This is a genomic window from Streptomyces polyrhachis, from assembly GCF_042663125.1.
Taxonomy (GTDB): domain Bacteria; phylum Actinomycetota; class Actinomycetes; order Streptomycetales; family Streptomycetaceae; genus Streptomyces; species Streptomyces polyrhachii.
This window is the reverse complement of record NZ_JBHSZO010000017.1, coordinates 64,531-79,228: the sequence shown is the minus strand read 5'-3', so window position 1 is coordinate 79,228 and position 14,698 is coordinate 64,531. Positions and strand designations below refer to the sequence as shown.

Genomic DNA, 14,698 nt, shown 5'->3' with positions numbered 1-14,698 from the left:
GGGTAAGGCGGCCAGACGGGTGTCCGGACCGGGCCCGCGTCCCGGCCGCGCTCAGGACGCGCGGACCAGCTTCAGGTAGCGGTCCCAGTCCCAGTGCGGGCCCGGGTCGGTGTGGTCCGTGCCCGGGACCTCGACATGGCCGACGATGTGCTCGCGGTCGACGGGGATGCGGTGGCGGCGGCAGATGTCGGCGGTGAGGCGGGCGGAGGAGGCGTACATCACGGCGGTGAAGTTCTGGGGGCGGTCCACCCAGCCCTCGTGCTCGATGCCGATGCTGCGCTCGTTGTAGGAGCGGTTGCCGGCGTGGTAGGCGACGTCCAGCTCGCGGACCATCTGCTCGACGTGGCCGTCGAGGGCGCGCACGACGTAGTGGGTGGACGCCTGGTGGCGGGAGCTGCGGAAGACGCGCAGGGTGGTGTTCCAGTCGGCCTGGGTGACGTGGATGACGACCCGGTCTATGCGGTAGTCGGCGGGGCGGTCCGCGCGGCGCCAGTTGGCGGCGGAGGCGGCGGTCCAGGAGGCGGTGGCGTAGTCCCGCTCGCCGGCCTTGCGCGGCTTGTCCCGCCCGGGCAGCCGCCACCACCACCGGCTCAGCTCGTCGCGCTGCGAGAGCCCGACGAGGCCCAGCCCGGCGGCTCCGGAGGCGAGCAGGAAGCGGCGGCGGGTGGGCGAGCCGGTCGGGGGGCTGGGCGTTGTGGTCACACCGGGAGGAACGCGGCGGGGGCGGCGGCGGTTCCGGCGGGGCTTGAAGGGCGTGAAGGGCTTGAAGGGGGTGTCAGCTCTTGTCCCCGTAGCGCGGCAGCTCACCGGTGTCGAGTCGCCAGTCGCCGAGCTCGACGGTCTCGCCGAAGCGGTGCCTGGTCGTGTTCTCGTACGACGCCTCGCCCACCTCCGAGCCCACCGGCGACCAGTGGTGCGTCACGAGGCCCTTGCGCGGGTCCACGATCACGTAGTGGCCGATGCCCATCGCCGGGTACTCGTAGAACTTCTCGTCGTAGTCGTTGGACGGGTTGGAAGGGGAGACGATCTCGACGGCCATCACGAGGTCGCGGGCCGCCAGCGGGCCGTCGGTGTCGAAGGCCGCGGGCGTCGTGACGATGACATCCGGTCGGCGCAGTATGCCGAGCCTGCGGTCCTCGACATCTCCCCCGGTATGGGCGACAAGGCCCTCCGGCAACTGCCGATCGAGCTGTCGGCGGATGAGCCATGCCGTCTTCTCGTGGCGCCCCGACGGCGACATCATCATGTGCAGCTCCCCCCGGCTGATCTCCGGATATGCCATGTGCGGCAGCTCGGGCAGCGCCTGCGCGGCCTCGCGCAGCCGGTCGTACACCTCTGTGACGCTGGTCATAGTCCGAGTCTACGGCGGGGGTCCGACAGCCCGCAGGAGACCGGGAAGCCCCCGCTGCGACCTGCTACGACAGCCCCGCCGCCCGCGCCCGCTCCACCGCCGGGCCCAGGGCCCCGGCGAGGGCGTCGACCTCCGCGCGGGTCGAGGTGTGGCCCAGGGAGAAGCGCAGGGTGCCGCGGGCCAGGGTGGGGGCGGTGCCGGTGGCCAGGAGGACGTGGGAGGGCTGGGCGACGCCCGCCGTGCAGGCGGAGCCCGTGGAGCACTGGATGCCGGCGGCGTCCAGGAGGAGGAGCAGGGAGTCGCCCTCGCAGCCGGGGAAGGCGAAGTGGGCGTTGGCGGGCAGGCGGCCGGCGGGGTCGGGGTCGCCGCTGAGGACGGCGTCCGGCACCTCGGTGCGTACGACGTCGACCAGCGCGTCGCGCAGCGCGCCCACCTCGCGGGCGAAGTCCGCGCGCCGGGCCGTCGCCAGCTCGGCGGCGAGGGCGAAGGAGGCGATGGCGGGGACGTCGAGGGTGCCGGAGCGCACCTCGCGCTCCTGGCCGCCGCCGTGCAGCAGCGGTACGGGGGTCTGCTCGCGGCGCAGCAGCAGGGCACCGATGCCGTACGGGCCGCCGATCTTGTGGCCGGAGACCGTCATCGCGGCCAGTCCCGAGGCGGCGAAGTCCACCTCCAGCTGGCCGACCGCCTGTACCGCGTCGGCGTGCATCGGGATGTCGAACCGCGCGCAGACGGCGGCGAGTTCGGCGACCGGCTGGACGGTGCCGATCTCGTTGTTGGCCCACATGACCGTGACCAGCGCGACATCGGCCGGCTCGCGCTCGATCGCCTCGCGCAGCGCCTCGGGATGCACCCGCCCGTGGCGGTCGACGGGGAGGAACTCCACCGTCGCGCCCTCGTGCTCGGCCAGCCAGTGCACGGCGTCGAGGACCGCGTGGTGCTCGACGGGGCTGGCCAGCAGCCGGGTGCGCGCGGGGTCGGCGGCGCGGCGCGACCAGTACAGGCCCTTGACCGCGAGGTTGTCGGCCTCGGTGCCGCCGCCGGTGAGGACCACCTCGCTGGGCCGCGCGCCGAGCGCCGCCGCCAGCTTCTCCCGGCCCTCCTCGACCGTGCGGCGCGCGCGCCGCCCGGCGCCGTGCAGGGCGGAGGCGTTGCCCGTGACGGTGAGCTGCGCCGCCAGCACCGCCGCCGCCTCGGGGAGCATCGGCGTGGTCGCGGCATGGTCGAAGTAGGCGGCCTGAGTCATGGTGGGCACGATTCTACGGGCGCTCGGCACACCCCCGCCCCGCCGTCCCCCGCCGCCGCTACTCCGCCTCGACGGCCGTGGAGCGCCGCTGCCAGGCGCGCGGTGCACGCCAGCCGTAGTTCATCGCGGCCAGGCGCAGGACGAAGGCCAGGGCCGCAGCGCCGGCCGCCGTCGCCCCGTTGAGCTGGCCGAACTTGATCAGCAGCGCCGTCGCCGAGGCGCCGACGAGGGCCGGGATGGCGTACAGGTCGCGGTCCCAGCGCAGGAGTTGGGGGACGTCGCCGGCGAGGATGTCGCGCAGGACGCCGCCGCCGGCCGCGGTGGCCATGCCCAGCACCACGGAGGCGGTGAGCCCCAGTCCGTACTCGTGCGCCTTGGTCGTGCCGACGACGCAGAAGAGCCCGAGGCCGGCCGCGTCGCAGAAGTTGACGGCCTTGTTGATCCGCTCCACCTCGGGGTGCAGGAAGAAGACCAGCACCGTGACCACCAGCGGGGTCAGCAGGTAGCCGAGGTCCGTGAAGGCGACCGGGGGGATCGCGCCGATCACCAGGTCGCGGAAGATCCCGCCGCCCAGCGCGGTGACCTCGGCGAGGACGGCCATGCCGAAGACGTCGAAGTTCTTCCGTACGCCCAGCAGCGCGCCGGAGATGGCGAAGACGGAGATGCCGGCCACGTCCAGCCCGTGCTGGACGGAGGCGTTGAACAGATCGAGTGCGATGACCACCCGAGAAGTTCTACCCGTACACGCCCCGGGCCCGTGCACCGGCACACGCCGGACAGCGCGTCGGGCCCGCGGCGCGGGTGCGCTGCGGGCCCGACGGGCGTCCGGCGGTGCGGATCGTACGGACGGTGCGGCTCAGTCGACGACCTTGATCTCCGCGACCTCCGCGGCACCCGCCAGCGGCACGTCCTGCGGCACCAGGTCCACGGCGTTCTCCGGGTGGTGGCAGGCGACCTGCTGGCCGGGCTTGAGCTGCAGCAGCGGCGGCTCCTGGACCTTGCAGACCTCGGTCGCCTTCCAGCAGCGGGTGTGGAAGCGGCAGCCCGTGGGCGGCGAGATCGGCGAGGGCACGTCGCCGGTGAGGAAGATCCGCTCGCGCTCGTGGCGGCGGCGCGGGTCGGGCACGGGGACGGCGGAGAGCAGCGCCTTGGTGTACGGGTGCATGGGCGCGGTGTACAGGCTCGTGCGGTCCGCCAGCTCCACGATCTTGCCCAGGTACATCACCGCGATGCGGTCCGAGACGTGCCGAACCACGGAGAGGTCGTGCGCGATGATCACGTAGGTGAGGCCGAACTCCTGCTGGAGGTCGTCCAGCAGGTTCACCACCTGCGCCTGGATCGACACGTCCAGCGCGGAGACCGGCTCGTCCGCGACGATCATCTTCGGCTTGAGCGCGAGCGCGCGGGCGATGCCGATGCGCTGGCGCTGGCCGCCGGAGAACTCGTGCGGATAGCGGTTGTAGTGCTCGGGGTTGAGCCCCACGGTCTCCAGAAGGCGCTGGACCTCCTTCTTCACCCCGCCCTCGGGCGTGATGCCCTGCAGCTTGAACGGGGCGCTGACGATGGCGCCGACCGTGTGCCGCGGGTTGAGCGAGGAGTACGGGTCCTGGAAGATCATCTGCACGTCGCGGCGCAGCGGGCGCATCTTCGCCGTGCCGAGGTGGGTGATGTCGTGGCCCTCGAACTCGATGCTGCCGCGCGTGGGCTCCAGCAGCCGGGTGATGAGCCGGCCCATGGTCGACTTGCCGCAGCCGGACTCGCCGACGACGCCCAGGGTCTCGCCCGGGTAGACGTCGAAGTCGAGCCCGTCGACCGCCTGGACGGCGCCGACCTGGCGCTTGAGCACGCCCTTGGTGATGGGGAAGTGCTTGACCAGCCCGCGCACCCTGAGCAGCGGCTCGCCGGTACGGACCGGAGCGGCCGCGGCTGTGCCCTCAGCGGCCTCGGCGGCCTCGGCGGTCTCCCCGGCGGGCTGCGCCGGGATCTTCGCGTTGCCGGCGTCGTCGGTCGTCACGGCATCGTCCTTGTCGCTCACAGCTTCGGCGCAATCTCTTCGGTCCAGATCCTCGACCGCTGCTCGGCGGTGAGGTGGCAGGCGGCGTAGTGCCGCGGCCCGACCTCGCTCAGCTCCGGGCGCACCGTGCTGCTGAGGCCGCCGGTCTCGCCGGCGTACGGGCAGCGGGGGTGGAAGGCGCAGCCGCTGGGCACGTTGATGAGGCTGGGCGGGGAGCCCTTGACCGGGATGAGGCGCTCGGTCTGGTCGCGGTCGATGCGCGGCATGGAGCCGAGCAGGCCCCAGGTGTAGGGGTGCTGGGGCTCGTAGAAGACCGTGTCGGCCGGGCCGCGCTCCACGCACCTGCCGCCGTACATCACCAGGATCTGGTCGGCCAGTTCGGCCACCACGCCCAGGTCGTGGGTGATGACGATGACCGCCGAGCCGAACTCCTTCTGCAGGTCCCGGATCAGGTCCAGGATCTGCGCCTGGACGGTCACGTCCAGGGCGGTGGTCGGCTCGTCGGCGATCAGCAGCTCGGGGTTGTTGACCAGCGACATGGCGATCATGGCGCGCTGGCGCATACCGCCGGAGAACTCGTGCGGGTAGCTGTCGACGCGCTTGTCCGGCTGCGGGATGCCGACCCGGTCGAGCATCTCCACCGCCCGGCGCCGGGCGGTCTTCTTGTCGACCTTGTGGTGGATGCGGTACGCCTCCACGATCTGCTGCCCGATGGTGTAGTACGGGTGCAGCGCGGAGAGCGGGTCCTGGAAGATCATGGAGATCTCCCGGCCGCGCAGCTTGCGTACGTCGTCCGGCGGGGCGCTGAGCAGTTCGGTGCCGTTGAGCCAGATCTCGCCGGAGATCCGCGCCTTGCCGCGGCCGTACTGGCCGACGGTGTGCAGGCCCATGATGCCCAGCGAGGTCACCGACTTGCCGGAGCCGGACTCGCCCACGATGCCGAGGGTCTGCCCCTTCTCCAGCTGGAAGCTCAGGCCGTCGACCGACTTGACGACGCCGTCCTCGGTGGGGAAGTGGATACGCAGGTCGCGTACGTCGAGGAAGGCGGAGGAGCCCTCCCGTACGGGCTCTCCCACGGCGCCCGTGCCGGACTTGGTCAGGTCGGTCATGCCAGCCTCACTCGGGGGTCGATCACGGCGTACATCAGGTCCACGAGGAGGTTGGCGATGACCACCGCGCCGGCGGTGATCAGGGTGACGCCGATGATGATCGGGAGGTCGCGGTCGTTGATCGACTGGATCGCCGCCCGTCCGAGGCCCTGCAGGTTGAACGTGGTCTCGGTGAGGATCGCGCCGCCGATCAGGGCGCCGAGGTCCATGCCGAGGATGGTCAGGATGGGGGTCATCGCGGAGCGCATGGCGTGCTTGCCGATGACGACCGGTTCGGTGAGGCCCTTGGCGCGGGCGGTGCGGATGTAGTCCTCGCTCATCACCTCGAGCATGGTGGCGCGGGTGAGGCGGGCGTACATGGCCGCGTACAGCAGTGCCAGGGTCACCCAGGGCAGGGCGAGTCCGTCCAGCCAGCCGGTGAAACTCTCCTCGACCGGCACGTAGTTGGCGTCGAACCAGCCGAGCTTGTAGTGGAAGACCGCCAGCGCGATGGCGCCGGTGAAGTAGATGGGCAGCGAGACGCCGGCCAGGGCCAGGCCCATCGCCGTGCGGTCCACCACGGTCCCGCGCCGCAGCGCGGAGACGACACCGGTGAGCACACCGCCGAGGAGCCACAGCACACAGGCACCCGCCGCGAGGCTGAGCGTGACGGGGGCGCGGTCCTTGAGGATCGGCCAGACCGCCTGCTCGGTACGGAAGGAGTAGCCGAAGCACGGCGCGGAGCAGTGGGTGGTCGAGCCGCCGCTGGTGTAGTCGCGGCCGACGAACAGCCCGCGGACGAACTCCCAGAACTGCACCAGGATCGGGTCGTCGAGACCCATCTTCTGCCGGATGCCCTCGATGGCCGCCTCGTCCGCCTGCTTGCCGACATACATCAGCGCGGGGTCGGCTCCGACCATCTTCGGTATCAGGAAGAAGATGCCGAAGGTCACCAGGGTGACGACCAACAGCATGATGACGACGGCGAACAACCGTCGGATGAGGTAAGCGAGCACTGCTCTCGGCCCGGCGGTGGCCCGGGGAGTCTCCTCCCCGGGCCACCACGCGTGGCCCTCACCTGCCCTTCGTGCTTAGCGGCGGGTGCGCCGTGGGGGGCGTTCGGATTACTTCACAACGCCCAGGGAGGCGTAGTCGTAGCGGCCGTTGTACGCGTCGGCCGTGTAGACGTTGGTCAGGCGCGAACCGCGCCAGATCAGGTTCTTCTCGTGGGTGAAGGGCAGGTAGACCGCGGCCTCGGAGACCTTCTGGTTCATCTGCTTGTAGAACTCGTTGGCCTGCGTGATGTCCGTCGCCGCGATGGCGTCGTCGAACAGCTTGTTGATGGCCTTGTCGTTCAGCATCGAGAAGTTGTTGTTGCCGGAGTCGAGGATGAAGCGGCCGTCGACCAGCGGCTGGGAGAAGCCCTGCCCGGTCGGGAAGTCGGCGCCCCAGCCCATGATGATGATGCCGTAGCCCTTCTTCTTGACGTTGTCCGGAGCTCCGATGATGCCGGAGGTCTGGGCGCCGTCGTAGGCGTCGATCTCCGCCTCGATGCCGACCTTCTTCAGCGAGGCCTGGAGGGACTCGGCCGTGGCGACCTCAAGGGGCTTGTTGTTGCGGACCGCGATGGTGGTCTTGAACCCGTCGGGCTTGCCGCATGCCTTCAGGTGCTCCTTGGCCTTGGCGACGTCACCGGTCTCGTGCGCCTTGACCTCGTACGGGTCGTAGTTCGGGTCGGCGCCGCCGATGGCCGGGGGCAGCATGTTCGTGGCGATCTCGCCACCGGCCTGCGGGCCGCCGCGGGCGGTCTGCAGCGACTTGTGGTCGGCGCCGACGATGACGGCCTTGCGGCACTCGATGTTGTCGAACGGGGCGACCGTCTGCGGCATGACCGCGTACCGGATGAAGCCGGTCTGCGGGTTGTCGACGTTGCCGCGGCTCTTCGGGCTCAGCGCCGAGGCGCGCGCGGCCTGGCCGATGCCGGTGGCGTTGAGGTCGAGGTCGTACTCGCCGGCGATGAGGCGCTTGTCCATGTCGTCGGCGTTGGTGGTCAGCGTGACGGAGATGGTGTCCGGCAGCGCCTTGCGGACCTCGTCGGTCGCGGCGTCCCAGTTGGTGTTGCGGGAGAGCTTCAGACCCTTGGTCGGCGTGTACTCGTCGATCTTGTACGGGCCGTTGGAGAAGGGCTTGAGGGTGTACTTCTCCTTGGTGTCCATGTCCTGGCGGACCGGGGTCGCCGAGGGCATGGCCAGCATCTGCTCGAAGTCCGAGTTGGGCTTCGGGAGCTTGAAGATGATGGTCTTGTCGTCAGGCGTCTCGATCGCCTTCAGACCCAGCTTGTCCTTGCTGGTGTCCTTGTACGGGCCCTTGTACTCGCCCTCGGGGTCGAGCACCTGCTGCAGGTAGATCGGACCGCCGGAGAGCACGTCCTGCGCCCAGATGCGCTCGATGCCGTACTTGATGTCCTTGGAGGTGACGGGCTTGCCGTCCTCCCACTTCACGCCGTCCTTCAGCGTGTACTTGTACGTCTTGCCGTCGGCGGAGACCTCGGCCTTGGCCGTGGCCATGTCCGGCACCAGCTCGGTGCTCTCCTTGCCGGGGCCGGCCTTGTACGTGACCAGCTGGCGGGTGTAGTAGCGGGCGAAGTCCCACATGAAGCCGTAGTAGCCGCGCGCGGGGTCGAGGAAGTCGAAGTCCTGCGAGCCGATGAACTTCAGCTCGCCGCCCTTCTTGTCCGAGGGGTTGAAGACCTTGCCGACGGCGCCGTTGAAGGCGAGCTTGGCGGCGGACGCGTCCTTGCCCTCGTCCTTGCCGCCGTCGCCGCCACCGCAAGCTGCGGTCGACAGCAGCGCCGCGACGATGACGGCCGACGCGGCTGCCGTGCGGCGCCTCGATGAGCGATGGGTTGTCACGATGTCGCAACCTCCGTGGTTGACGGGACCCGGGGCGGGCCGCCGGTGCTGTTCCTGTCGCCGCCGGCTACTCGGACTGCCGGAGCGGTGGTGCTGGTGGAGCGGGTGGTACTGGTGGAGCGGTGATGCGGGTGGTGCGGGTGGTGCAGCAGGGCTCAGCGCGAGCCCTTCGGGTCCAGCGCGTCGCGCACGCCGTCGCCGAAGAGGTTGAAGGCCAGGACGGTGACGAAGATGGCCAGACCCGGGATGATCACGAACATCGGGTCGGTCTCGTACGTCGTGATGGCCTTGGACAGCATCTGGCCCCAGGACGCGGTCGGGGGCTTCACACCCACGCCCAGGAAGCTCAGGGCCGCCTCGGTGAGGATGTTGGTCGGGATCATCAGCGTGGTGTAGACGGTGATGGGGGCGATGAGGTTGGGCAGCAGCTCGCGGAAGATGATGTAGCCGCGCCCGGCGCCCAGGCTGGTGGCCGCCTCCACGTACTCGCGCTCGCGCAGCGAGAGGGTCTGGCCGCGCACGATGCGCGCCACGTAGGGCCAGCCGAAGAAGCCGATGACGACGATGAGCACGGCCATGCGCAGGCCCGTACCGGAGAAGCCGGCAACGCTGTTGGGGACGACGGCGATCAGGGCGATGGTGAAGAGCAGCTGCGGGAACGAGAGCAGCATGTCCATCACGCGGCTGATGACCGCGTCGACCCAGCCGCCGAAGAAGCCGGCCACCACGCCGAAGAGCGTGCCCAGCACGACGGCGAACATCGCGGCGAGGAAGGCGACCAGCAGCGAGACGCGGGCGCCGTAGACGACGCGGCTGAAGACGTCGCGGCCGTTGATCGGCTCGACGCCGAACAGGAAGTCCTTGCTGATGCCGCCCCAGTCGCCGGTCGGGGTGCCGAAGAGCGGATCGATGAGCTCCTCGTGGAACTCGTCCGGCGGGTGCCCGAAGAGGCTCACGATGAGCGGCGCGAAGACCGCGACGAGGACGAGGAAGACGACGACGATCCCCCCGGCCAGGGCGACGCGGTCGCGCTTGAGCCTGGTCCAGGCGATCTGCCAGGGAGAGCGTCCCTGGATCGCCTTGGCCGGGACGTCGGCAGCTACATCGACGGCCGCGGTCTCCGCGGCGCTGGTGTCGTGCAAAGGTGCCGTCATGGTGGTGGGGACCCCTCTCGGCCGATGGTGTCCGGCCTGGTACCTGACCGCCCTCGGGCGGCAGGTCTTCATCGCTGGTGCAAGTGGTGCGGGTGGTGCGCCGACGTCCTGTTCCGGTGCCGCGCCGGGACTCTCCTCCCTTGCTGCGGGAGTCTTCATTGCGCCTGCGATCACACACCAGACCTGGCCGGGAATGGATGCGCAACCGTGATGTCCCGTGCGTGTTCCGTTATACGGACAGCCGGGGGTCCTCAGCGGGCCCCCAACTCGGGCCGCGGCAAGGCACTCCGGGGGGAAAGCGGGAGGCCGCGGCGGGCGCGTCTCATTATGTGGACACGAGGGCGGCGGCTGCGACGCCGGGGGTGCGGAGGCGCGGGTGCCGGAGGTGGCTCAGGTGGCGGGGGCCGTGTCAGTACGGCGCCGGGGCCGCGCCCGGGTGGCGGCTCGGCGGCGGGTAGCCGTAGCCGGCGGGGGCGGCCGGGCCGCCCGGGAAGGCGCCGCGGTCGAAGAAGGGGCGGCCGTTGGCCCGCATCCACATCGCGACGGGGTCGTAGTCGTCGGCCAGGGCGACGGAGGAGACCGGCAGCCCGGCGGGGACGGCGGCGACGGAGTCCCGCATCATCGCGCGGGCGGCGGCCACCGACTGCTCGCCGGTGTCGTACAGGTCGAGCCCGATCGCCAGGTACGGCTCGCCGAGGGCCGGCTGCACCCAGGCGCGCGTCAGGGTCCGTACGGCCGGGGTGCGGTGGGCGTTCTGGCCGAGGAGGGCGTAGAACTGCTGGACGTCGACGGACGGCTCCGACAGGCGCAGGGGGCCGGCGGGGAGGGCCTCCAGGCCCGCGACGACGCGGCGCAGGTCCAGCCAGGGCACGCCCACGCCGCCGCCGGGGGCGTGCGGGTCCAGCCACAGGCCCCAGCGGTCCGGGTAGAGCGCGGCGGCGATGTCCCGGCCGGCGACGGTCTCGTGCGCGCGCCGCCAGCCGCTCGCGGCGAGCGCCTCCTCGCCGGTCACACAGGGGACGTAGCCGTGGCCGCCGACCTCCATGGCGCCGTACTGCGCGTCCGTGGAGCCCTTGCGGCCCTGCCAGAGCAGCATCCGCACCGGGCCGTCGCGCAGCGCCGTGAGCAGCCGCTCGTAGACCTCGTAGCGCCCCGGCGCCATCTCACCGACGAGCCGCCCGAGCCCCGTACCCCCGTTCACTTCCCCTCAGCCCCCTCATCCGCCGCGCCTGCCGGGCCCGTGCTCCGGTGGCACCTCACAGGTTAGAACGTCGCCTCGCGCTTGTGTGAGCCGACGGTTGTCTCTCCGTACGAATCAGTCGTGTCAGTCGTGGGCCTGTCGTGCACGGGGCGCGGACCTGTCGTGCATCGGCCGCGGATTTCAGTACGGGCCGCCGAAGAACGGCTTGACCCTGGTCCGCAGCCACTGCACCACCGGATCGCCCGCGGCGGCCTCCATGAAGACCAACTGCACCGGCCAGTCGACCGGTTGGCGCTCCAGCGCGCGGCCGAGCGCGACGAGGGCCGTCTCGCGGGCCTGGGGCGCGGCCGACAGCTCGACCCCGACGAAGAGTTGGGGCGCGCCCGCCTCCACGCTCGCCAACACCCGGCGCGCGGAGCCGACTTCGGGGGTGCGCTCGAACTCCTCGCGGGCGGCGGCCAGGAAGTCCACCGGGTCGTCCTGCCAGTCGGGCTCGTAGAGCCGCACCCGGCCGCCGCTGGGCGCCCCGGGCGCCCCCGCCTGCGCCGTGCGGTCGCGCGCCAGCTCCGCCACCGCGGCGGGCGGCAGCGGTACGCCGACCGCGCCGCCGGGGTTGACCGCGATGCCCAGCTGCGGCGGCAGCCCGCGCGCGAACTCCCGCGCGGGGGCGGCCGTGAAGGACATGTGCGAGCCGACGACGGCGAGGAACTGCTCCTTGGAGGAGAACACCGGCACGTAGGGCGCCCCGCCGATCTCGGTGGTCGCCAGCCGCAGGCGCGTGCTCTGCGGTCCGCCGCCCTGCGGCAGCGGCACCCACAGCAGGCTGCGCCCCAGCACCTCCAGCAGCCGGGGCATGGCGCCGGGCTCGCCCAGGGCGGCGCGCAGCACCTCCTCCAGCTCGTTGGCCGGGAAGGCGGGCTGGTCGAGAAGGGGCGCTTCGGGCAGATCCGGGTAGCTCACGCGGGCGAGCCTAACGGCTGGATCCGCCTCCCAGGGGGCCTCGGCTCACCCGAATCGCAGGACCGCCGATCGGGCGCGCTCGCGGTCGAGCACCACCGCCGAGTCGAACTCCCCCGCCAGCGAGCCGTCCCGCGCCGCCCGCAGCAGCCGTCCCACCGACTGCCGGTGGCGGGCGAAGGCGTACGCCGACACCGTGCGCCCGCGCGAGCGCTGCCCCTCCCAGGCCGTCGTCGCCGGTACGTCCAGGAGCAGCAGGTGCACCCCGCGCCCCTCGCGCCGCGCCGCGCGCACGATCCAGCGGCGCACCCACGCCTGGCTGCCGCAGTCGTGCACCACCAGGCCCGTGCGCGAGCGCAGCGCCCGCCACAGCCCCCGGTAGTGGGCGGCGCGCACCAGCGGCCGGTAGAGCCCGTACGGCAGCGCGCGCCCCAGCCTCGGTCCCAGGCGCAGTTCCAGCGCCCGCTCCCAGCGCTCGCGGGTGTCCTGGGAGTCCACCCGCCAGGCCCCGGGCGGCACCGCGCGCCGCATCAGCGTGGACTTGCCCGCGCCCGGCAGCCCGGAGACCACCACCACGTCCCCGGGGCAGAAGCGCAGCTCCGTGTGCTCGGTCCGCTCGGCCCTGTCAGCCCTGCCTGCCCTGTCAGCCCAGTGCTCGCGGCCGTCTCGCCCGTCGCGGCCCTCACGGCGCAGACGCTGCGCCGGCCGCTCTCCGGTCACCGCGGCGGCCCTTCGTACGGCCGGACCCGGATCCTCCACGTGTTCGTCCCCCTCCGTTCGGTCGTACCCGTGCCAGCCTCGCAAGGACGGGGCCGGGTCACAAGAACCCGCCCCGTCCCGGGGCCGGACCGGTCGTGCGATGATGTGGCCCGTCAACTGCATACCGGCCGCTCGAATCCGCGCGGGAGAGTCCTGGATCCATTGTCTCGCAAGGGATCCGGGCGCCGAAGGAGCAAGTCCCTCCCTGGAATCTCTCAGGCCCCGTACCGCGCGGGCGAGGCAGCTCTGAAAAGCGGGTTTCCGGCTGCGCAGCCCAGCTCTGCGCACCCGAGGCCCCACCCAAGGTGCAAGTCGCCCCCGTCGCGGGGTTGCGGCGAACCTCTCAGGTACCGATGACAGAGGGGGAGGAAGCGCTCGCCGCTGCCCATCCCTGCCCACCTCTGTCTGTCCGGGAGTCCAACCGTGACCACACCCGAACCCCGCCGTACGGCCCTCGACGCCACGCACCGCTCGCTCGGCGCGACGATGACCGACTTCGCCGGCTGGGACATGCCCCTGCGCTACGCCAGCGAGCGCGACGAGCACAACGCCGTGCGCACCCGCGCCGGCCTCTTCGACCTCTCCCACATGGGCGAGATCACCGTGACCGGCCCGCAGGCCGGCGAGCTGCTCGACTACGCGCTGGTCGGCCGGCTCTCCGTGCTGGGCGTGGGCCGCGCCCGCTACACGCACATCTGCCGGGAGGACGGCGGCATCCTGGACGACCTGATCGTCTACCGCCTGGGCGACGAGGAGTTCATGGTCGTCGCCAACGCCTCCAACGCCCAGGTCGTCCTGGACGCCCTCACCGAGCGCGCCCCCGGCTTCGACGCCGCCGTACGCGACGACCGCGACGCCTACGCGCTGATCGCCGTCCAGGGCCCCGAGGCGCCGGGCATCCTGGCCTCGCTCACCGACGCCGACCTCGACGGGCTGAAGTACTACGCCGGCCTGCCCGGCACCGTCGCCGGCGTCGAGGCGCTCATCGCGCGCACCGGCTACACCGGCGAGGACGGCTTCGAGCTGTTCGTCCGCCCGGCCGACGCCGTCGCCCTGTGGGAGGCGCTGACCGAGGCGGGCGCGGGCGCCGGACTCATCCCGTGCGGGCTCTCCTGCCGCGACACGCTGCGCCTGGAGGCGGGCATGCCGCTGTACGGGCACGAGCTGACCACCGACCTGACGCCCTTCGACGCCGGTCTGGGCCGGGTCGTGAAGTTCGACAAGCCGGTGGACTTCGTCGGCCGCGAGGCGCTGGAGCAGGCCGCCGAGCGCGCCGAGTCCGCGCCGCCGCGCGTGCTGGTGGGCCTGGTGGCCGAGGGCCGCCGGGTGCCGCGGGCCGGTTTCGACGTGGTCGCGGGCGGTGAGGTCATCGGCACCGTCACCTCCGGCGCCCCCTCCCCCACCCTGGGCAGCCCGATCGCGATGGCGTACGTGGACGCCGCGCACGCCGTGCCGGGCACGGCGGGTGTCGGGGTGGACATCCGCGGCACGCACGAGCCGTACCAGGTCGTGGCGCTGCCGTTCTACAAGCGCGAGCGCTAGGCCGCGTTCTTCCGTACCGCACGGCCCCGCGCCTCCGTACCGCAGCACTCCCGTACGCACCATCCTCACGTATCCAGGAGAATCACCCCCATGAGCAACCCCACGCAGCTTCGCTACAGCAAGGAACACGAGTGGCTCTCGCCCGCCGAGGACGGCGTGGCCACCGTCGGGATCACCTCCCACGCCGCCGACGCGCTCGGTGACGTGGTCTACGTGCAGCTTCCGGAGGTCGGCGACACCGTGACCGCCGGCGAGTCCTGCGGTGAGCTGGAGTCGACGAAGTCGGTCTCCGACCTGTACTCCCCCGTCACCGGTGAGGTCGTCGAGGCCAACCAGGACGTCGTGGACGACCCGGCCCTCGTCAACAGCGCGCCCTTCGAGGGCGGTTGGCTCTTCAAGGTCCGCCTCGCGGGCGAGCCCGACGACCTGCTGTCCGCCGACGAGTACACCGCGTTCACCGCGGGCTGAGGGACGTAA

At 71.8% G+C, this 14,698-nt stretch carries 14 protein-coding genes and 1 riboswitch; of the genes, 2 read left to right on the top strand and 12 right to left on the bottom strand.

What is annotated here, in order from left to right:
* Nucleotides 1-51: 51 nt before the first annotated feature.
* From ACFQLX_RS12955 to ACFQLX_RS12900, 12 genes are all read right to left on the bottom strand, one after another.
* A complete protein-coding gene (locus ACFQLX_RS12955; protein WP_386414581.1) occupies nt 52-702 on the bottom strand; it encodes an N-acetylmuramoyl-L-alanine amidase in 651 nt (216 codons plus the stop codon).
* A 73-nt stretch (nt 703-775) separates the two neighbouring features.
* Nucleotides 776-1,351: a Uma2 family endonuclease gene (locus ACFQLX_RS12950; protein WP_386414579.1), complete on the bottom strand. Its 576-nt coding sequence runs from the start codon at nt 1,349-1,351 to the stop codon at nt 776-778.
* 64 nt (nt 1,352-1,415) lie between these two features.
* Nucleotides 1,416-2,594 (bottom strand): cysteine desulfurase family protein, encoded by a 1,179-nt coding sequence (locus ACFQLX_RS12945; RefSeq protein WP_386414578.1) that lies wholly within the window; start codon nt 2,592-2,594, stop codon nt 1,416-1,418.
* A 58-nt stretch (nt 2,595-2,652) separates the two neighbouring features.
* Entirely contained in the window at nt 2,653-3,312 is a 660-nt protein-coding gene (locus ACFQLX_RS12940; protein ID WP_386414620.1) for a trimeric intracellular cation channel family protein, read from the bottom strand.
* Between the two features lie 138 nt (nt 3,313-3,450).
* On the bottom strand, nt 3,451-4,608 hold the full coding sequence (locus ACFQLX_RS12935; protein ID WP_386414577.1) for an ABC transporter ATP-binding protein: 1,158 nt from the start codon (nt 4,606-4,608) through the stop codon (nt 3,451-3,453).
* A gap of 17 nt (nt 4,609-4,625) precedes the next feature.
* Nucleotides 4,626-5,717 (bottom strand): ABC transporter ATP-binding protein, encoded by a 1,092-nt coding sequence (locus ACFQLX_RS12930; RefSeq protein WP_386414575.1) that lies wholly within the window; start codon nt 5,715-5,717, stop codon nt 4,626-4,628.
* Nucleotides 5,714-6,712, bottom strand: coding sequence for an ABC transporter permease (locus ACFQLX_RS12925; RefSeq protein ID WP_386414574.1), 999 nt, complete (start codon nt 6,710-6,712; stop codon nt 5,714-5,716). The genes ACFQLX_RS12930 and ACFQLX_RS12925 overlap by 4 nt, the downstream gene beginning before the upstream one ends.
* Before the next feature lie 108 nt (nt 6,713-6,820).
* Nucleotides 6,821-8,608, bottom strand: coding sequence for an ABC transporter substrate-binding protein (locus tag ACFQLX_RS12920; RefSeq protein ID WP_386414573.1), 1,788 nt, complete (start codon nt 8,606-8,608; stop codon nt 6,821-6,823).
* A gap of 155 nt (nt 8,609-8,763) precedes the next feature.
* Nucleotides 8,764-9,762, bottom strand: coding sequence for an ABC transporter permease (locus tag ACFQLX_RS12915; RefSeq protein ID WP_386414572.1), 999 nt, complete (start codon nt 9,760-9,762; stop codon nt 8,764-8,766).
* 409 nt (nt 9,763-10,171) lie between these two features.
* Nucleotides 10,172-10,924 (bottom strand): enhanced serine sensitivity protein SseB C-terminal domain-containing protein, encoded by a 753-nt coding sequence (locus ACFQLX_RS12910; RefSeq protein WP_386414619.1) that lies wholly within the window; start codon nt 10,922-10,924, stop codon nt 10,172-10,174.
* 219 nt (nt 10,925-11,143) lie between these two features.
* Nucleotides 11,144-11,923 (bottom strand): enhanced serine sensitivity protein SseB, encoded by a 780-nt coding sequence (locus ACFQLX_RS12905; protein ID WP_386414571.1) that lies wholly within the window; start codon nt 11,921-11,923, stop codon nt 11,144-11,146.
* Between the two features lie 45 nt (nt 11,924-11,968).
* Nucleotides 11,969-12,640, bottom strand: a complete 672-nt coding sequence (locus ACFQLX_RS12900; RefSeq protein WP_386414570.1) for an AAA family ATPase — start codon at nt 12,638-12,640, stop codon at nt 11,969-11,971.
* Nucleotides 12,641-12,812: 172 nt separating this feature from the next.
* A riboswitch (glycine riboswitch) is annotated at nt 12,813-12,919 on the top strand.
* 183 nt (nt 12,920-13,102) lie between these two features.
* Between ACFQLX_RS12900 and gcvT the strand changes: the two genes are divergently transcribed.
* Both gcvT and gcvH read left to right on the top strand, forming a co-directional pair.
* Nucleotides 13,103-14,221: a glycine cleavage system aminomethyltransferase GcvT gene (gene gcvT / locus ACFQLX_RS12895; protein ID WP_386414568.1), complete on the top strand. Its 1,119-nt coding sequence runs from the start codon at nt 13,103-13,105 to the stop codon at nt 14,219-14,221.
* A 90-nt stretch (nt 14,222-14,311) separates the two neighbouring features.
* The gene (gene gcvH / locus ACFQLX_RS12890; protein ID WP_386414567.1) at nt 14,312-14,689 is read left to right on the top strand and encodes a glycine cleavage system protein GcvH; all 378 of its coding nucleotides are present in this window, start codon (nt 14,312-14,314) and stop codon (nt 14,687-14,689) included.
* Nucleotides 14,690-14,698 lie beyond the last annotated feature (9 nt).